This is a genomic window from Brevibacillus sp. FIR094 (genome assembly GCF_050477165.1).
Lineage (GTDB): Bacteria > Bacillota > Bacilli > Brevibacillales > Brevibacillaceae > Brevibacillus.
In genome coordinates this window covers 129,311-148,220 of record NZ_JBEAES010000002.1, presented here as the reverse complement: position 1 = coordinate 148,220, position 18,910 = coordinate 129,311, and the positions used below count along the sequence as shown (strand labels likewise).

The window sequence follows — 18,910 nt, the reverse complement described above, 5'->3', positions numbered from 1 at the left end:
GGTGACAAGATTTCAAGATTGAATCAGTCTAAAAATGTACGACTACTTATAAAGAGGGATTTCAGGTGCCCTCAGCACGGAGTAGAGCTGTGTATTTAAGCGTTTAAAATCTCCCGCAGATACTGCATCTGTCGCGTTCAAAATCTTCACGGCAGCGGCTAAATCCTTGATTCCTAGTGCTTGAACTTCATTAGAAGCGATGAGCAAATCAAGTCTTGCAGTCAGGTCCTCAGGATTATAGCTGCTCCATTGATTGCTTGCCGACATGGCCACAGCTGCGAGATAGGTGCGGTAGTGAAACGGATACTGCTTCCACTGCGCGGTGTTAACGGCTCCAGGTACTTGCTTCGGTATGGCTTGCTTCACCACGTAAGCCGATTCCCAAGACGCGATGGAGTGATAGACCATTTCCTGTGCGGTTAGCCAATTATTTTGGAAAAGCGTCAGGCTAGCTCCAATAGAAGCTGGCGTAGCATTATTTTGATCGGAACGAATCTGCTCCATACTATCCAAATACGCCCGTACACTGTTCGTAAAAGTGGCATGAGCTTGTCTTAGCATGGGTGACGTCGGCAAGGGAACATTTTTCTCTAGCTCTTTCCTTGTCTGGTCAGCTAATTTGCTGAGCTGCTTCAAGCCATCCGTCCGTTCACTTTCGTTCATTTGATTCCATTTATCCATCGTATCAAAATGTGCTTGCTTCAGATCAAGCAGAGGTGCATAAACGGCATAGTAAAATCGGATAAAGTCCTGTTCGTTGTACAGCTTTTGCTCACGCAGCAGTTTTTCTTTTTCGGCTTCCTTTTTCTCTGCTTCGAGTACGGCGGCTTGTTCCGACTCCAATTGTGTCTTCATATAATGGGCCCCGAAAAAAAATCCACCAACTGTGCAGGCAAGTGTTATGATGATCATGTACGCCATCATAAATTCAGTTCTTTTTAATCGTTTTGTCATACTATCCTCCAAATCCAATGATGCAGTTTACTTCGCTTACTATAGAGCTTTGAAAAATATAGAATGATGTAAGGAGTACCAATGAACAGTCGGAACAGTGCGGCAGAGGAGCAAGACCTTTTATGTGCGGTCGCCTTGAATGCCATGTTACCTCTGGCCAATGAACGAACGCTGCAGTCAGCCTACTACATACTGCGTGGCAGAAAAGCCAATCAGACACTGCAAGATGTGCATTTGTATACCCTTTATCCGTATTATCGGATGTTTTCTCGTTTTCCAAGAGAGGATTGGGAGAAAATAGTTTCAACTTTATTTCAGGCGGGCTGGATTTTACCTGTGGATGCAGGTGGAACGAATTCGAAGCCGACATTTACCTTTTCTGATACAGGATGGCAGCATGCCAAGCATACGTACCAAAAATATCGGTTTGATGTATGGTTCGCACCTTTTACTCAGTCCGATTTGGCGGAGCGAATCGAACCATTTTGGAGCAGGCTTCATCTTATGGTGCAGACGATATCGCAAATGCATCATGGTGATCTTGGTTTCATTCCGGTCGTTTCGGACAAGACGGCACAGCGTTGGGTAAAAAACCAATTGGCTGATGGGGCAATAAGAAATGTGTGGAAACAGCAATTGTCTGCCGAGCTATATCGATTGTGGGAGCCTTTGGATGAAGATGTGCAGGAGCTTTTGTTTTGTCAACTGTCAGGGGCGGGACAAGTTGGCAAAACCATGGGACAAGTAGCAGATATTCGCCAAACGAGTCGTAGCTATCTCATGCTGCAATTTCGATACGGGCTTGCCGCGTCGATTCAGACGCTGCTTGCAGAGAGCAATCACTATCCTCTTTTATCAAAACTTGTGACAGAATCGCACAAGCTTGATCCACGTCTAACCGAAAGTGCTGCTCGAACGTACGCCCTTCTTCAGACTGGCTGTGACAAAAAAGAAATAGCGAAGAAACGACAAATGAAAGAAAGTACAATAGAAGATCATTTGGTAGAGATTGCCTTGCGCTGTCCAGAATGGGATATGACAACGTATTTGCCGAATGAGCTGGCAAAAGAGATCGTGGAGACAAGTGAGCGACTCGATACAAGCAGACTCCGGCTCATCAAGGATCAATTGGAAGCAACAGTGACGTATTTGCAAATCCGATTGGCACTGGCACGAGCGACAAGGGGGACAAAATGAATAAACAGCTCATGTACGACAGATTAAAGCTGCATTTTGGATACGACTCATTCCGTCCCGGTCAAGAGTCTATTATTGAACGTCTATTGCATGGACGAAGTGTTCTCGGGTTATTAGCAACAGGTGGCGGGAAATCAGTGACGTATCAGCTGCCAGCAATGCTTTTTCCAGGACTGACCGTCGTGGTTTCCCCGTTGATTTCCTTGATGGTCGATCAGGTGCAGCAGCTACGAGCGCGAAAGAAAATTCCGGCTACCTATTTGAACAGCATGCAGGATCCGACAGAGTCTCGCGAAATCTTAAAAGGGCTCTCAGAAGGCGCGTACAAGCTGTTGTATATTTCTCCAGAAAAGCTTCAACAGCCCTATGTCCAACAAGTGTTAAAGCGGGCGAGGGTGTCTTTGATCGCCATTGATGAAGCGCATTGCATCTCGCAATGGGGACATGACTTTCGCACAGATTACTTGCGATTGCCACAAGTCGTGAAACAATTGGGAGCACCTCCTGTTCTAGCTGTGACGGCAACCGCGACGGCGACTGTTCGTGAAGAAATTTGCAGCTTGTTTTCCATTGAAAAAGAAGACATCGTGTTGCAATCCCTTAATCGGGCGAATATCGCCTATGATCTGGTTGAAGTTGCGGAGGAAAGTGACAGGCGTTCGTATGTATTTGATCAGATCGATCGTTTGCAGGGCCCTGGGATCGTTTACTGCAGCACGCGACAAGCGGTAGATGTATTGGCAGCCTCTTATCAACTTGATGGAAAAAAACGCGTTCACGGTTACCACGGGGGGATGAACAGCATGGAGAGAATGCTGATCCAATCCCAATTTCTCGAGGGTGAGCTGGATGTTATTATTGCAACCAATGCGTTTGGTATGGGAATCGACAAGTCAGATATTCGCTACGTCATCCATTACCAAATGCCAGCCAGTTTGGAGGCATACGCACAAGAAATCGGGCGGATCGGCCGTGACGGCCAGCCTGGGTATGCGCTGCTTTTATTTTCGTGGGACGATTGGCAGATTCATCAACACATGCTGGAGAAGGAGTACCCAACACAAGCGCAAGTTCAAAAATACGAGCAGCTGTGCAATACTGGAGTACCCTTGACGAACGAGGCATTGGCGATGATGGACATATCCGAAGAAATGGGCGCACTTCTTGCCTTTTATGCGGAAAGAGTGCTGGCCTCCCACGAAGCTGCAGCTGCCGGAGAATCGTATCCGAAGGCTCAAATTATTTGGCAGGAAACGGAAAAAAGAAGAAGCTTTAAGCAAAAAAAGCTGGCAGAAATGGTGTCTTACGTAAGAGGAGAAAACTGTTTGCGTGCGAGCATCAATACGTATTTCAAAGAGAATGATCATCAATTTGATCTGTATTGCTGTAAGAAATGCGGCCTAAATAAGGATGCGTATTTCCAAACGAATGACAATGCAATTGCAAAGGATGAACAAATCAAATGGAATTTGCGGCAGGCGTTAGACACTCTTTTGCCGAACAAATAAAGGAGAGAAACATCGAGTGAGGGAAGATCGGCTAGAGGTGGATGAAGCCACGCTTTGGCTGAATCTATGGTTGACACAAGGAATCGTGATGGGAGTGGCTGCTGCCGGTAGCTTATTGGTGCTGGGTTGGGATGCTACTCTGTCCTTGTTTACTTTGCCAGACTGGAATGCCGTACTGTGGGCTGTGTTTGTAGCCGCAGGTATTATCAGCGCGAGTATTGCGATGGATCGTTACTTGCCTAAGCGATGGCAAGATGATGGCAGTATCAATGAGAAAGTTTTTGGGGCCATGTTACCATCCACTACGATTCTCGTCTGTATGGTAGTAGGAGTGGGAGAGGAATGGCTATTCCGGGGAGTCATTCAATCTCTTACGGGGAATTTTTGGAGCAGTCTTATTTTTACACTGATCCACGTGCGTTATTTGAAAAAACCGCTCATGATCATAAGTGTATTTGGTACAAGCTGGATCTTGGGACTCTTGTTTTCCCACTATCAGTCCCTTTGGCCCTCGATTGTGGCTCATATCCTTATTGACGTCATGTTAGCATTTTATTTACAAAATACGATCAAGAAAAGGGGGAGGAAGAGTGAATCTCGAGCATAATCCATTACCACCCCGACGCTCCCGTCATACTCGCCCTAAAGCGTCGTTCTCGTTTAAAAAGTGGATTCAACCGGGATTATACTTGTTTGGATTCGTCTTTTTCGGGTTAATTGGTTTTGAGTTGTACAGGGCCAATGTCACACACGAGTCAGCAGCTTCTGGTAGTGTTGAAGTGAAAGATGTTAGCAAAGCGAGTACCACTTCACAAGGAAGCAAGGCAGGAGAAAAGGAGCCTGTATCCGTCGTTCTTGCTGCTACGCCTGATCCCGGTGCAAGTGTGACCACCCCACCTGCCAAGGTGAAAACGATCGAATCAAAACCAGCTGAGCCTGGAGTGAAGGCAACCACAAGCATACAGACACCTGCTGTAAGCCCAGTCCCAGCCCAAACTTCGAATGGTACACCTGTAAACAAGGCAAACCAGATCGCGAGTACTTCTACTAGCAAAGTAGCTACACCGGGAAAACAAGCTTCAACGCCGCCTACAACAAAATCGAAGGTCGTCAAGCATGTGGTGAAGAAGGGTGAAACGCTGTTTATGCTGTCACGAAAGTACTATGGAAATAATTCGAACGTAGGACGAATCGCAAGATATAACGGACTTCATTCAGAAGCAGGGCTCGTTGAAGGAAAAATTGTTATGGTTCCCCTCCTTCAGTAATGAGATCGTGCTCCACTGGCAATGCTATCTGGAAAAGGATAAGCAGGTGGATGCAAGTGGAGTATGATACGGTCATTGTCGGCGGCGGGATTGCAGGGCTTCAAACCGCAATCCAACTAGCAAGATGCCTTCGACGCGTTGCAGTCATTGACATGCCGGGTGGTCGATCAACAGTCGCCAAAGCCTACCGAAACATTCTCGGATTTTCGGAGGGGGTTAGTGGCGATTTTTTGCGTCAAGCGGGCAGGGAGCAAGCACAAAAATATGGCGCACTCTTGATAACAGATGAGGTAACAAGGCTTGCTACTGACTCAAGCGGCTTATTTACAATAGGTACGAAAAGTGGCATACATACGCTTACTTCGCGAACGCTGGTATTGGCAACCGGCATTTGTGATCCGTTTCCAACGATTCCTGGCTTCTCCGATTGTGTAGGGATATCGATTTTCTTGTGTCCCGACTGTGACGGCTATGAAACAGTTGAGAAAGACACGGCAATCATTGGGGCGGGCCCACACGCTGTTTCGATGGCCGACGAACTTATTTATTATACAAACAGGTTAACAGTCATTAACCATACACAAGTGCAGGTGGATACGCAGGCTGTCTTTGGACTGAGCCAGCGAGGGATTATGTATCGGGAGGAAAAAGTATGCGCCCTTCATCATACAGCGGGGAAATTGCAAGAAATCGAACTCTCTTCAGGGGAACGCTTGTCTGCAGAAAGAGCATTTCTTGCCTTTCCTGGTGCTCATGCTCTGACAGAGCTTTTGCGTGGTTTTTCCGTGCAAATTCATGAAAAGGGCCACATCCATACGAATCCGCGAACAAAAGAAACCGATCATCCCAACCTATGGGCTGTCGGCGATATTAATGAGCATTCTCAACAAGTGTCGATTGCCATGGGTGATGGAACACAGGCGGCCATTTGGATTCAAAAGCGGCTGCGTGAATATGAGACGTAGAAAAACGCCTGATTCTGGGCGTTTTTTCATGTACAAACCTTTAAGAATGAGAAGGAACCCGAACTAGCAGGGCCAAATATAAATACAGAAGAAGAACCAAGAGGGGGAACTTTTCCTGGGAAAGCGCAGGAAATGACAGGCAACAACAAAGTTTCTTTTTTCGTGAGTGGATTCGACATCGAAAGGTGAACGCAGCGTAGGTGTCATGGTAGCTTTGTTCCAGTAAATAAATGTGATATGATAGGACTACCCCGTATTTTCCAGTCCATCAAAAAATGGATGAATGCCAACAGGTATTCGCCGGAGAATGTGGAGAACTCTTACAGGCTTACCATCATATTTTGTAGTACGACTGGATGGCGAGGAGGGACAGTCATGCGTGTTGAACGCCTTGGTCAAGATAAAATACGAATCTTTTTAACTTTTGACGACCTCTCAGAGCGCGGGATAGAAAAAGAAGACATGTGGCGTGACATTCCTAAAGTTCATGAACTGTTCAACGACATGATGGAACAGGCTTATCACGAATTAGGATTTGAGGTATCAGGGCCTGTTGCAGTTGAAGTGTTCGCCTTGCCAGCTCAGGGAATGGTCGTAATCGTAACACGTGGCAAGACGGGCTCAAAGGACGGAAAAGAGGAAGAATTCGAAGACGAGGATGTATATGAGCTAGAGGTTACATTGGAAGAAAGCGATCTAATCATGTATGCCTTCCGAGACTTTGAGCATATGGTTGAAGCCGCCCATCGCATTAACGCCCTTTTGACCAATGGCGGAGCTGCCTACTTCTACCAGGGGAAATATCATCTGGTGCTGGAGGAGGTCGACTTGGATCAGGAGCGTTATCACAAGTTAATTGCGATCCTCTCTGAGTACGGAGAAGCGACGCCGATAACGATTTATGTGTTGGAAGAATACGGGAAAGTGATCGTTGCCGACGATGCTGTGAAAGAAATATGCAGGCATTTCGCGTAATCGAAAAAGAAATGTCTGGGAATATAAAACAGCACCTAGTCAACCAACTAGGTGCTGTTGCTGTCTGTACAGATTATGCTAGGCCGTCAAAAAAATCAGCCTCTTTACCTTGAATGGTATAGTTCGGAAGGCTGTGCCAAGCCAAGATGTAATGATTGTTCGGCGGAACAGAATGGTGCTCGCCTTTTGTTACACCTGGGAAAACGCGTTCTACTGATAGGTGCTGTGTTCTGTGCGCCCGCAAGGCATCTGCTACTTTTTGCATGCATTCGGGGGCGTGAATGATCGTCGTAATGCTCTCGATTGGATCCGTAAAGGGAGGTTTCATTGTACCAAATCCTTCGTCGGATGAGCGAGTCGCATAATAAAGCTTTCGCACACTCGTATCTGGGCCTAAAGAAAGGATTGCCTGGGTGGTAGCATGACTAATCGCCAAATGGTCAGGATGTCCGGAGATGCCATGCGGTGCAAACGTGACGACGATTTCCGGTTGGATCTGGTGAATAGCCTGATGGATACGAGTAACGAGCTCATCTACAGATACTGTGTTTAGGAGCTTATCCTGATATTCCCAGACGTCTACCTGATCGAACCCGAGTATGGCACAAGCGTCGCGAAGCTCTTGCTCGCGAAAGCGAGGGAGTTCTTCCGGTGTGCATAACGGTGGCTCACCAGCTTTTCCTGCTTGCCCTTTTGTTGCACACAATAGATGAGTGCTGGCCATATTGGTTTCACTATATTTGGAAATGGAAATCCCACAAGCAAACGTTTCGTCATCGGGATGGGCAAAAACAAACAAAATAGACTTTTTTTTCATAAAAACACCTCCATGAATAAACTTCCACCATTACTTTTTCCATTATGGCATAAATTCACTATTCCTGTAATGAAAGAAACAAGTTTGGGGACAATACAAGCATGACTGGACGTGCATTTGAAGCTTTTTGGACAAAATGCAGTCTGTAAAAGCGATTTCAAAATGGATGGTAAATAATTGAATGATTATGCAAAACAAGGTACGAAAACGTTTTCGAAATGGAAAAAAAACATTTTTAAGCTTCTCATAAATGATACAAGCGTGTATACTAAAGGCGGCATTGACCGAAAACATTTTTGAGGTGGTAAGTAATGGGTAATCAAGACGTGGTAACCGAAAGCACCGAAGGGAAAGAAAAGCAAGAATCATTGAACTTGCTCCATTCAACTCAAACGGTGATCAAGGAAGCACTGGAGAAACTAGGTTACCAAGAATCGATGTTTGAACTCTTGAAGGAACCGCTACGCGTTTTGACTGTACGTATTCCGGTTCGCATGGATAATGGCGAAGTAAAGGTATTTACGGGCTATCGTGCACAGCACAACGATGCAGTAGGTCCGACCAAGGGGGGCATTCGTTTCCACCCGGAAGTTACTGAGGATGAAGTTAAAGCACTTTCTATCTGGATGAGCCTCAAAGCAGGTATCGTCGATCTGCCATATGGCGGTGGTAAAGGCGGTATCATTTGCGACCCGCGTGAAATGTCCTTCCGCGAACTGGAAAGACTGAGCCGCGGTTACGTTCGCGCAATCAGCCAGCTTGTGGGTCCTACTAAAGATATTCCAGCTCCGGACGTCTTTACGAACTCACAGATCATGGCATGGATGATGGACGAATATAGCCGTATCCGTGAATTTGACTCGCCTGGTTTCATTACGGGTAAACCAATTGCGCTGGGTGGATCCCATGGCCGCGAAACAGCTACGGCAAAAGGTGTAACGATTTGCATCCGTGAAGCAGCGAAGCGTCGCAACATCGACGTAAAAGGTGCTCGCGTAGTTGTACAAGGCTTTGGTAACGCTGGTAGCTACTTGGCAAAATTCATGCATGACGCAGGTGCTAAAGTTGTAGGTATCTCTGATGCTTACGGTGCCCTGCATGATCCGAACGGTTTGGATATTGACTACTTGCTGGATCGTCGTGATTCCTTTGGTACAGTTACAAAACTGTTCAACAACACGATTTCCAACAAAGAGCTTTTGGAACTGGAATGCGACATTTTGGTTCCGGCAGCGATCGAAAACCAAATCACAGCTGCAAATGCTCACAACATCAAGGCGTCAATCGTAGTAGAAGCGGCAAATGGCCCAACTACTTTGGAAGCGACCAAGATTTTGACTGAGCGTGGAATTCTTCTGGTTCCAGACGTACTGGCAAGTGCCGGTGGTGTGACTGTTTCCTACTTCGAGTGGGTACAAAACAACCAAGGCTACTACTGGTCTGAAGAAGAAGTAGAAGAGAAGTTGGAAAAAGTAATGGTTCGTTCGTTTGAAAATGTATACAACATGTCGCAAACTCGTCGTATTGATATGCGTCTGTCTGCTTACATGGTTGGTGCCCGCAAAATGGCTGAGGCTTCTCGCTTCCGCGGTTGGGTATAATTTTTCAAACAACCCTCCATATATTGAGAAAACATGGCTTCGCCTTTATGGCGAGGCCTTTTTTATTGGGGCGTGTGATGTGGCTGTAGGGGAGAGAAGAATACTTCCAGGCTAGGCTCCAGGCTCCGTCCTGCTGAGGGCTGGGACGGTCCGCTCCGAAGGGATTCGCGGGGAAACGCAAAAGTGGTAGCCGCTTCGAAGTAGGAGCACGGTTGCGTTTCTTTTGCCCGCAAATCCCTTCTCCGCTAGGTAGGACTCCACAACTCGCTACGCCTGGCAATATTCTTCTCTGTCGTAACAGGTAACACTCTTCAATCTTTTAAGGCATTTAAAACCTGTCTAAAACGGTAAGCTTGTAGAGGAAACAGGAGAAAAAAGCGAAGATCTTAGGGATACCGACCGAGACGGAATGCAAAAAGCGAAACACGTTCTTAAGCGTCCACCTCTGAAACACATCCTGAAAGGACTACTTTGGACGCGGTTTCGCTTTTTGCATGGAGGCGGGTAGTCAATCCCACAGGGGGTGGCCCTAGAAGTTGAGCGTTTTCTCCTGTTTCCTCCCCTCCACAACAGCTTCGTATAACATATTTTCAAAGAAGAAAAAACCTCCTGATGGGCAGGAGGTTGTAGTCATATTATTTACTGGTCGAACAACTGCTGTAGCTCTTTGAAAGTCCGTGTTTTTTGCAGCGTTACAATTAACTTGAGACGAGCCTTTTGCCCGTTCAAGCCATTGGAGAAGATGATGCCCATCTCTTTTAGTTTGCGGCCTCCACCTTCATAGTCATAGATATCCTGCACCTGGCCATTGTAGCAGCGGGAGACGAGCACGATGGGTACGCCTTTGTCAAGTAGTTGCTGCAGGGTAGGGATGATAGCGGGTGGAAGATTTCCTAATCCAAACGCCTCTACGACTAGTCCATCAATAGGCTGCTCCAATAAAAACTGCAGCCAAGCAGGCTCCATGCCAGCAACTGCTTTGATCAGCGGCACATTCGCATTAGCGTGGGTAATGGCGTAATGCTCTCGATCCAATGGAGCATGGTGGTATTGCACACTTTTTTTCGCAATGGTTCCAATCGGTCCGTATTGTGGCGACTGGAAGGTAGCGACATTGCTCGTGTGTGTTTTGGTTACGTGACGAGCCGCGTGAATTTCATCATTAAAAACAACGATAACGCCTTTGTTCAAACTGTAGGAGTCAGCGGCTGCACGAACGGAAGAAATGAGATTAACGGGGCCGTCCGCTCCGAGTTCATTGCTGCTGCGCATGGCTCCGGTAACGACAATTGGGACGTTAACGGATAAAGTCAGGTCGAGAAAGTATGCCGTCTCTTCCAACGTATCAGTCCCATGGGTAATAACAATGCCATCGTAGTGATCATTGTGAAAGGCTTCCTCAATATCGAGTCGTAGCTGATTCATGATCGCAGGAGTCATATGAGGGCTAGGTAGGTTGAGTACATTTTTCATGGTGACATCCGCGTGTTTTTCTAAAAAAGGAAGGATTTTGTTGACTGCTTGATCATCCAATGGCTTTACGCCTTCTGAGTCATCGACAGACATGGCAATTGTACCGCCTGTGTTCACTACCAAAATTTTTTTTGACATGATCTCTCTCCTGTAGCGGGTTTTCATCAACCAGTATTCATGGTACGATGAACAATAGTCTTGTGTAAAGGAGTAATAAAAGATGATTGCTTTGATCGGCGCGGCAGTTGCCCCCGGTATCGCCATCTTAAGTTACTTTTACCTGCGTGACAGTCTCGAACCGGAGCCGATTTCGATGGTGATCCGGTCGTTTATCTTTGGGATGCTGCTGGTCGTACCGATTATGGTGCTCCAGTACATCATGCAGAATGAATGGAACTGGCGGGATGGCATTGTCGCGGAAGTTTTCCAATCCGCTGTCGTGGAAGAATTTTTTAAATGGATGGTCATCTATTTTACGGTTTATAAACATTTGGAATTTGATGAGCCATACGATGGAATTGTTTATGCGGTTGCGGTGTCACTTGGTTTTGCTACGTTGGAGAATTTGTTCTACCTCATTATCAACGGAACGAATATCGCCATCTGGCGAGCCTTTCTGCCGGTATCCAGCCATGCGTTGTTTGCAGTGTGGATGGGCTATTATCTCGGACGGGCCAAGTTTTCCAAGGACGCCAAACATGAGCGGCTTTTTTTATGGATGTCGATTACCTTGCCAATCGGATTGCACGCACTGTACAACGTGATTTTTTTGGCAGTGCAAAACTGGTTGGTAGTGATTGTGCCGTTCATGCTCGTTTTGTGGTGGCAGGGTTTAAAAAAGGTACAAAGAGCACACGATTTCGGTTCTAAAAATCTCTCTTCACGTCCACAATAGACGGTAAGGAGGAGACGTACGTGCTAAAAACCGAACGAGCAAAAGTGACAATTCAATGCAATGTATGTGGAGAAAAGTTTACACTGCGTGGTCATCGAGAACCTGGAGGGCAAGTAGAAACAGGGTTCAAGCAATGCCTGTGTGACAATGATAAGCATTTTCGGATTAACGAGTCCTGATCTTTTCCTTTCCCAACTAAAAATGCGTGACAAATCTATGTGGGCCGATGCAAGTAGCATCGGTCTTTTTCTATATCCAGATTTACATGCATAATCCATTCTTCCTCCACCAACACTATGCAAAGATTTCAATACATGCCAAGGAGGATTCAGCCGTGCGTACAATCTGGATCGCAGGTGTGTTGGTGATGTTGGTAGCAGCGGGGTTAAGTGGATACAAGGTTGTCTGGAAAGAAAAGAATGTAGCTGCCGTACAAGAACAGCAGATAGCTGCACCTGCTGCAAAGAAAAATACGGCCAAAACCAAAGCCAGCTTTCACCCTTCACGGGTCTCTGACAATGATTTAAAAATCATGGCGAATGCTGTTTACGGGGAGGCAAGAGGAGAGCCGTTTGAAGGGCAAGTAGCTGTCGCAGCCGTTATTTTGAACCGAGTCAAGAGCCCTTCGTTTCCTGATACGCCATCGGCTGTGATATTCGAACCACGTGCTTTTACGGCAGTTGCTGATGGTCAAATATGGCTTACACCGAATGAAAGCTCAACGAAAGCGGTGAAGAATGCACTAAACGGCTGGGATCCGACAGGAGGGTGCACGTACTATTTTAATCCGGATACAGCAACATCCGGTTGGATTTGGACCAGGCCGCAGGTCAAAAAGATCGGGAAACACATCTTCTGCAGATGATGGATGCATAATCAAAGGAGGAGTGGCAAGGGATGGTATATGGAGCAACAGCACGCGTGTTATTTCCCATTGCCCTGGTCGCCTTAATAGGCGCTGGCGTGTGGGGATATCAGGAGCACAATGAGAAGAACTCGGTCCTGATCAAAGCGGAAAACTCATACCAACGAGCTTTTCACGATCTCACTTATCATGTGGATAAGTTGCACGATGAGCTTGGCAAATCGCTGGTGGTCAACTCGCGCAGACAAATGACACCAATTTTGACGAATGTTTGGCGGCTTTCCTATGCGGCACAAGCGGATGTCGGACAACTTCCACTGACCTTGATGGCGTTTAGCAAAACCGAAGAAATGCTATCGAGGGTCGCAGATTTTTCTTATCGCGTCGCTGTGCGTGATCTGGACAAGCAGCCATTGAGCCAGAGTGAATACAAGACATTGAAGAGCCTGCACACCCAAGCAAAGGATATCCAGGATGAGCTACGTAAGGTACAAACCCTCGCGATGGACAAACAACTGAGGTGGATGGATGTCGAGACGGCATTGGCCTCGAATAAAAGCAAAGAGGACAATTCCATCATCGATGGTTTCCAAACCATTGAGAAAAAAGTGCAGGAATACCCTGATTTAGACTGGGGCGTCGGGATACAGAGTCTCGATAAGAAAAAGCAGCAGCGAATCAAAGGGATCGATGGCAAAGCAGCCACCAAAGAGGAAGCAGAGAAGAATGCACTGGCGTTTCTCGGGTTGAAGCCAGGGGATGCGAAAGTAGAAGTGAATGAGAACGGCAAGGGGCAAGAATACTCGGCGTATAGTGTACGTGTCACGCCAAAAGGACACAAGACAGGCATTAACCTCGATGTCACTAAACGCGGCGGCAAAGTGGTTTGGATGATGAACGAGCGTGGGGTTGGCGAGGAAAAGCTGGACATGACACAGGCGGAAGAAAAAGGTCGAGTGTTCTTGCGCAACCACGGATTTGACAATATGCAAGTCTCCGAGATCGACAGCTACGACCGCAACGCACTCTTTACGTTTGTGCCTGTTCAGGATGGCGTCAGAATTTATCCTGACGGGGTGGTCGTCGAGATTGCGTTGGACAATGGAGAGGTTACTGCCTTAAACTCGACGGAGTATCTGTTTAATCACAAAAAGAGAATTCTCTCTGAGCCTCGTCTCACGAAAGAAGAAGCAAGGAAAAAAGTCAATCCAAGCGTAAAAGTGACGGATCAACGGCTTGCTCTCATCGAAGGGAAAAACGATGGAAAAGAAGTGCTGACATGGGAAATGACAGGCAGCTTTGAAGGAAATTCGTACATGGTCTACATCAACGCCATGAATGGAGACGAAGAAGAAGTTGTGAAAATGGAAACGGGATCAGCACAGAACGAGGGACAATAGCGTTAAAAAAATCATGGGGAAAGCTAGTTTTTTAGCGGCTTTCCCTGTTTGCTGATTCGAAACAAAAGGGTATATAATGGAAAGGGTGATAGGGAAGGGGAGGAACATTTACTTTATGATGCTTCCACGAATAGGACAAACAATCAGACTAAACTTCACGAGTTCCTCAGAAGAAATGGAGCTGCAAACGTTCAAAAGCCGTGTGGCTGATTTGAAGAATGATGTAGCTTCTATCGAGTTGCCAACCAGCGAAAACACTGGACGGACTGGGATATTTCAACCAGGGACAGAATGCTTGGTTTGGTATGTTGGCGAGGATGGCTCACGCTATGAATTCCGCTCTGCGATTGTCGGCAGGGAAAACAATCACATTCCTGTACTGCTTTTGCAACTGCCGGCCAAAGAGGAGATTGTGCGCACACAGCGACGAAACTACTTGAGAATTGACACCACGGTAGACATCGCAGTCAAACTGGATGATCCGATTCGACGCTATCATTTTCTGGCACGAACACTGGATATTAGCGGTGGTGGTCTGTCTTTTAGCTGTGAGGAAAGCTATCATTTGAAGGAAAAAGACAACTTGCACGTCTGGATTTCCCTTCCAAACAAAACTGGACAGGTTCAACATGCTTTTGTTGAGATGGAAATCGTCAGACAAAAACCGGCGGAAGAACAAGGTTTGCATCAATGGATTTCGGGTAAGTTCACCCAAATCAGCGAGCAAGATCGGGCAAAAGTGGTTAGAGCGTGTTACGAGAGACAGCTAGAGCTTCGCAAAAAAGGCGTTGTGGATTGACGCTTCATCAGAGGAAGTGACCCTATTGACCAGTCAGTACAACGATCGTTTTCGCAGCTTTTCCAAACGGGTAGAAAAAGGCATCATGATTGGAATTGTCGTATGTGCGATTGTACTGACCATAGGCGAAATCCTCATTCAGTACGTACCCGCAAGACTAGTATTAATCGAAACAGAGCGCTTGGAAGGCGTGTCCAGAGAGCCCTAAAGGTTTGCGCATGCTTCCATACTATGGTACTATTATAGATAACATAGAAAACGGTCTTAGATCGTTTTTTTGTAGACCGCTAGTGGTCACAGCCAAATCCGAAAAACGCAATATCGTTTTTCATCACACAAAGAATGGGAAAGGGCTTCGACAGAAGCTTTTCTTGTTTTATTCCCATCCGAACTAACGTACATAGCAGGTGAGAAGTAATGAACATTGCCATTGATGGACCAGCGGGAGCAGGCAAAAGCACTGTCGCCCAAAAAGTAGCGGGACAACTGGAATACGTGTACATTGACACGGGTGCCATGTATCGTGCCCTCGCTTGGGCAGTCCACCACCTTCAGCTCCCTATCAACGATGAGTCTGCAGTTTCCGAACTTTTGCAAAAAAACAAGATTCAACTGGTTCGGGAAAACGGACAGCAACATGTACACTGGAATGAAATCGATGTCACAAGCTGGATACGTTCCACAGAAGTGAGCCAGTACGCCTCCATTGTTGCGAGCTACGGTTCCGTACGTGAACAAATGCTTGTGCTCCAGCGACGATTGGCGACTCAAGGCAATGTCGTCATGGACGGCAGAGATATCGGTACTCATGTTTTGCCTGATGCAGATGTGAAGATATTTCTGACAGCCTCCATCCAAGAGCGTGCAGAACGCCGCTGGAAGGAACTGCTCGCGAAAGGTACCCAGACAGACTTGGCTGAGCTGGAAAAAGAAATCGAAGAGCGAGATCGACGGGACATGCAGAGAGAAGTCGCGCCGTTGCGCCAGGCGGAAGATGCCGTTTTGGTAGACACAACAGGAATGACCATTGATCAGGTGGTCGATCGCATCTTGCAAATCTGCGAGCGAACGGGAGAGTCAACCCATTGAGTTACTATCGTTTATTCAGAGGTTTTTTTCGCATAATTTTTTCGCTTGTCTATCGTTGGCAAGTGATCGGGCGTGAACATATACCTAAGGAAGGCCCAGTGATCCTTTGTGCCAACCATATTTCTTTGTGGGATCCACCTCTTCTCGGTAGTGGTATCGAGCGTCAGGTTCATTTCATGGCCAAAGAAGAGCTTTTCAAAATTCCGATCATATCCTTTTTGATTACCAAATTCGGTGCATTTCCGGTCAAACGGGGTGCAGGAGATCGTGCGGCCATTCGTACGACTCTCAAATTGCTGGAAGATGGAAAAATCTTTGGAATCTTTCCTGAGGGAACCCGCAGCAAAACAGGGGAACCTGGGGAAGCGATGTCGGGTGTGGCGATGTTCGCTCTCAAGTCAGAAGCCGCGGTCATTCCGGTAGCCATTATCGGGCCATATCGACCGTTTCGTTCCATTAAGATTGTTTACGGTAAACCGATCGATCTGACTCAACTGCGCGAGGTCAAATCAAGCGCTGATACGTTGAAGGAAGCGAGCGATCTGATTATGGAGCACATCAAGCAATTACGTAACCAGCATCTCTCTTAGCAAACGGTATAGAATTGCTAAAGGGACGAATACTAAATCTGCTGGAACTTACTGGCTTCATCAGTACTAACTGCCAGCCATCAGGCTACAGTTAAAAATATACATGCTCCCGCTTCATGTAGTGAGGTTGTACACAACCTGTACATAGACGTTTGGGACTGGATGGTATTAAGGAGGTCTTTTGAATGATGGAAGAAACGAACGTAAGCTTGACGGATGCAACAACCATTTCCGTAGGAGATGTCGTAAAAGCAACCGTAACAAAAGTTGAGGACAAACAAGCGCTTGTAGATCTAGGCTACAAGTACGATGGTCTGATTCCTATCAGCGAACTGTCTCCACTCCATGTTGAAAAGGTATCTGATGTAGTAGTGGTTGGTGATACTTTCGAAGTGAAAGTCATCAAGCTAAACGATGAGAAAGAAGAGCTCGTTGTTTCCAAGAAAGCCGTAGCGATGGAATCCTCTTGGTCTGATCTTGAGCAAAAAATGCAAGCGGGTGAAATCATCGAAGCGTCCGTGAAAGAAGTAGTGAAGGGCGGACTGGTTGTTGATGTAGGTGTTCGCGGCTTCATTCCGGCTTCCATGGTAGAGCGTCATTTCGTTGAAGATTTCTCTGATTACAAAGGCAAAACATTGGCTTTGAAAGTAGTAGAAATGGATAAAGAAAAGAATAAAGTCATCCTGTCCCACAAAGCGGTTTTGGAAGACGAAGTAAAAGTGCAAAAGCAATCCATTATGGATAAAATCCAAGTGGGTCAAGTATTGGAAGGAACGGTTCAGCGCATGACCGATTTCGGCGTATTCGTGGATATCGGTGGTGTTGATGGATTGGTTCACGTATCTGAACTTGCTTGGAACCGTGTAGATAAGCCGTCCGATGTTGTGAAGGAAGGCGACAAGGTACAAGTGAAGGTCCTCAAAATTGACCGTGAAAACGAGCGCATTGGCCTTAGCATTAAGGAAACGCAAGCAGGACCATGGGCGAACGTTGCTGAAGATTTCAAAGCGGGCTCTATTTTGAATGGAACGGTAAAACGTTTGGTGTCCTTCGGTGCATTTATTGAGCTGGCTCCTGGAATCGAAGGCCTCGTACACATCTCGCAAATTGCAAATCGCCGGGTGAATACACCGAGTGAGGTGTTGAAAGAGGGCCAAGAAGTACAGGTAAAAGTTTTGGATGTTGTTCCACAAGAACAGCGCATTAGCCTCAGCATCCGTGCAGTAGAAGAAGACCGTGTGGAGCAGGCAGAACGTGCGAGCAAGCGTGAGCAGCAACAATTCACGCAAGAAAACAACCAACCAATGGGCGTGACATTGGGCGAGTTGTTCGGTGATCTGAAAGACAAGTTCAAGTAAGATAAAAAGTAGGATTCATGGGGATACGCTCTGGCGTATCCCTTTTTTCTGGGAGTGAAAGTCTAGGAGGGGTAGAATGGATCATCGTTCGATTAGAAAACTGGACCATATTCGAAATGCTCTTGTCACCGGGGAAGATGGTGCGAATAGTTTTGACGATGTTAGCTTTGTTCCGAATAGCTTGCCGAATGCAGCGTTTGCCGAAACCTCACTGGACACTGAGATCGCATCCTTACGACTTTCCTCACCGATTATGATTAATGCGATGACGGGTGGAGCTGGTGGGACTACGCAGATCAATCAAAAACTGGCGATCATTGCGAGGGAACGCAATCTGGCTATGGCTGTTGGCTCACAAATGGCCGCTCTGCGTGATCCAGATGTTACGGATAGCTATCGAATTGTCAGAAGGGAACATCCACAGGGGATCTTGTTTGCAAATGTTGGGGCGGAAGCGACAGTGGAGCAGGCAACAGCAGCGGTGGAGATGATCGAAGCGAACGGACTGCAAATCCATCTGAATGTCATGCAAGAACTGTTGATGCCTGAGGGAGATCGGGATTTTCGCGGCTATCTCGAACGCATTCAAGCGATCAAGGAGAGTCTGGATGTGCCGGTTATAGTCAAAGAAGTCGGTTTTGGCATGGCGAAGGAATCAATGGAGAAGCTCATAGAAATCGGGATCAGAACCATCGATGTGGGTGGAAAAGGCGGAACAAATTTTGCTCAAGTTGAAAATATGCGTAGTGATCATCCTCACGCCATGTTCGAGGATTGGGGATTCACGACGGTAGAGAGCTTGCTGGAAGCGAATGCTGTCGGTCATTCAGGAATGTCGTACATAGCAACAGGCGGTGTTCGACATGGACTAGATGTAGTCAAAGCTGCTTCTTTAGGCGCGTCCGCTGTCGGGATGGCAGGGGCAATGCTGCGTCTGGTTCAAAGCGAATCTCTGGAAGAATGCTTGTTTACCGTCGACAGATGGCATCATCAAATTCGTGTGGCGATGACGGCACTAGGAATGAAAGGTCTGGCAGACGCTGTTTGTATTCCTGTTATGATCACGGGAAAAACAGCGGAGAGAGCTAGGCTTCGTCACATCCAATTGGAAAGACAGGCGCAACGTTAGTTAGTGGACGAGCATTCGATTCATGAA

The 18,910-nt window shown here is 46.8% G+C and carries 20 protein-coding genes; 17 read left to right on the top strand and 3 right to left on the bottom strand.

Translation table 11 applies throughout. From position 1 onward, the window contains the following. Positions 1-42: 42 nt before the first annotated feature. Complete coding sequence (locus tag ACQ5DJ_RS01955) at positions 43-954, bottom strand: hypothetical protein (RefSeq protein WP_429840959.1); 912 nt, start codon at positions 952-954, stop codon at positions 43-45. An 81-nt stretch (positions 955-1,035) separates the two neighbouring features. Here ACQ5DJ_RS01955 and ACQ5DJ_RS01950 point away from each other — a divergent pair, with 81 nt between their 5' ends. From ACQ5DJ_RS01950 to ACQ5DJ_RS01925, 6 genes are all read left to right on the top strand, one after another. Then, positions 1,036-2,151: a helix-turn-helix domain-containing protein gene (locus ACQ5DJ_RS01950; RefSeq protein WP_429840958.1), complete on the top strand. Its 1,116-nt coding sequence runs from the start codon at positions 1,036-1,038 to the stop codon at positions 2,149-2,151. Continuing rightward, positions 2,148-3,659, top strand: coding sequence for a RecQ family ATP-dependent DNA helicase (locus tag ACQ5DJ_RS01945; protein WP_429840957.1), 1,512 nt, complete (start codon positions 2,148-2,150; stop codon positions 3,657-3,659). Before ACQ5DJ_RS01950 ends, ACQ5DJ_RS01945 begins: the two co-directional genes overlap by 4 nt. Positions 3,660-3,675: 16 nt before the next feature. Continuing rightward, the gene (locus tag ACQ5DJ_RS01940; protein WP_429840956.1) at positions 3,676-4,266 is read left to right on the top strand and encodes a CPBP family intramembrane glutamic endopeptidase; all 591 of its coding nucleotides are present in this window, start codon (positions 3,676-3,678) and stop codon (positions 4,264-4,266) included. Then, the gene (locus ACQ5DJ_RS01935; RefSeq protein WP_429840955.1) at positions 4,250-4,927 is read left to right on the top strand and encodes a LysM peptidoglycan-binding domain-containing protein; all 678 of its coding nucleotides are present in this window, start codon (positions 4,250-4,252) and stop codon (positions 4,925-4,927) included. Before ACQ5DJ_RS01940 ends, ACQ5DJ_RS01935 begins: the two co-directional genes overlap by 17 nt. Positions 4,928-4,977: 50 nt before the next feature. After that, positions 4,978-5,892 carry an NAD(P)/FAD-dependent oxidoreductase gene (locus ACQ5DJ_RS01930; protein ID WP_429840954.1) on the top strand — a complete coding sequence of 305 codons (915 nt, stop codon included), beginning with the start codon at positions 4,978-4,980 and terminating at the stop codon, positions 5,890-5,892. Positions 5,893-6,267: 375 nt separating this feature from the next. After that, positions 6,268-6,867, top strand: a complete 600-nt coding sequence (locus tag ACQ5DJ_RS01925) for a genetic competence negative regulator (RefSeq protein ID WP_144616076.1) — start codon at positions 6,268-6,270, stop codon at positions 6,865-6,867. Between the two features lie 73 nt (positions 6,868-6,940). On the opposite strand, the gene ACQ5DJ_RS01920 is transcribed toward ACQ5DJ_RS01925, so the two are convergent. Then, on the bottom strand, positions 6,941-7,684 hold the full coding sequence (locus ACQ5DJ_RS01920; RefSeq protein WP_429840953.1) for a PIG-L deacetylase family protein: 744 nt from the start codon (positions 7,682-7,684) through the stop codon (positions 6,941-6,943). 311 nt (positions 7,685-7,995) lie between these two features. Here ACQ5DJ_RS01920 and ACQ5DJ_RS01915 point away from each other — a divergent pair, with 311 nt between their 5' ends. Next, positions 7,996-9,285: a Glu/Leu/Phe/Val family dehydrogenase gene (locus ACQ5DJ_RS01915; RefSeq protein ID WP_017248085.1), complete on the top strand. Its 1,290-nt coding sequence runs from the start codon at positions 7,996-7,998 to the stop codon at positions 9,283-9,285. A 639-nt stretch (positions 9,286-9,924) separates the two neighbouring features. Here the strand turns inward: ACQ5DJ_RS01915 and ACQ5DJ_RS01910 are convergent. Continuing rightward, positions 9,925-10,896 (bottom strand): asparaginase, encoded by a 972-nt coding sequence (locus tag ACQ5DJ_RS01910; protein ID WP_429840952.1) that lies wholly within the window; start codon positions 10,894-10,896, stop codon positions 9,925-9,927. Positions 10,897-10,978: 82 nt separating this feature from the next. On the opposite strand from ACQ5DJ_RS01910, the gene prsW reads away from it, so the two are divergent. From prsW to fni, 10 genes are all read left to right on the top strand, one after another. Continuing rightward, positions 10,979-11,653 carry a glutamic-type intramembrane protease PrsW gene (gene prsW, locus ACQ5DJ_RS01905; RefSeq protein WP_017248088.1) on the top strand — a complete coding sequence of 225 codons (675 nt, stop codon included), beginning with the start codon at positions 10,979-10,981 and terminating at the stop codon, positions 11,651-11,653. A 20-nt stretch (positions 11,654-11,673) separates the two neighbouring features. Continuing rightward, positions 11,674-11,832 carry a hypothetical protein gene (locus tag ACQ5DJ_RS01900; protein ID WP_429840951.1) on the top strand — a complete coding sequence of 53 codons (159 nt, stop codon included), beginning with the start codon at positions 11,674-11,676 and terminating at the stop codon, positions 11,830-11,832. A gap of 26 nt (positions 11,833-11,858) precedes the next feature. Continuing rightward, the gene (locus ACQ5DJ_RS01895; RefSeq protein ID WP_429840950.1) at positions 11,859-12,518 is read left to right on the top strand and encodes a cell wall hydrolase; all 660 of its coding nucleotides are present in this window, start codon (positions 11,859-11,861) and stop codon (positions 12,516-12,518) included. A gap of 32 nt (positions 12,519-12,550) precedes the next feature. Then, positions 12,551-13,918, top strand: coding sequence for a germination protein YpeB (gene ypeB / locus ACQ5DJ_RS01890; RefSeq protein ID WP_429840949.1), 1,368 nt, complete (start codon positions 12,551-12,553; stop codon positions 13,916-13,918). Between the two features lie 115 nt (positions 13,919-14,033). After that, on the top strand, positions 14,034-14,717 hold the full coding sequence (locus tag ACQ5DJ_RS01885) for a flagellar brake protein (protein WP_429840948.1): 684 nt from the start codon (positions 14,034-14,036) through the stop codon (positions 14,715-14,717). Between the two features lie 25 nt (positions 14,718-14,742). Further along, positions 14,743-14,925, top strand: a complete 183-nt coding sequence (locus ACQ5DJ_RS01880; protein WP_429840947.1) for a hypothetical protein — start codon at positions 14,743-14,745, stop codon at positions 14,923-14,925. 209 nt (positions 14,926-15,134) lie between these two features. Then, positions 15,135-15,806 carry a (d)CMP kinase gene (gene cmk / locus ACQ5DJ_RS01875; RefSeq protein ID WP_429840946.1) on the top strand — a complete coding sequence of 224 codons (672 nt, stop codon included), beginning with the start codon at positions 15,135-15,137 and terminating at the stop codon, positions 15,804-15,806. After that, the gene (locus ACQ5DJ_RS01870) at positions 15,803-16,396 is read left to right on the top strand and encodes a lysophospholipid acyltransferase family protein (protein WP_429840945.1); all 594 of its coding nucleotides are present in this window, start codon (positions 15,803-15,805) and stop codon (positions 16,394-16,396) included. The genes cmk and ACQ5DJ_RS01870 overlap by 4 nt, the downstream gene beginning before the upstream one ends. A gap of 185 nt (positions 16,397-16,581) precedes the next feature. Further along, complete coding sequence (gene rpsA / locus ACQ5DJ_RS01865; RefSeq protein WP_429840944.1) at positions 16,582-17,754, top strand: 30S ribosomal protein S1; 1,173 nt, start codon at positions 16,582-16,584, stop codon at positions 17,752-17,754. Between the two features lie 76 nt (positions 17,755-17,830). Next, the gene (gene fni / locus ACQ5DJ_RS01860) at positions 17,831-18,883 is read left to right on the top strand and encodes a type 2 isopentenyl-diphosphate Delta-isomerase (RefSeq protein WP_429840943.1); all 1,053 of its coding nucleotides are present in this window, start codon (positions 17,831-17,833) and stop codon (positions 18,881-18,883) included. Positions 18,884-18,910: the final 27 nt, after the last annotated feature.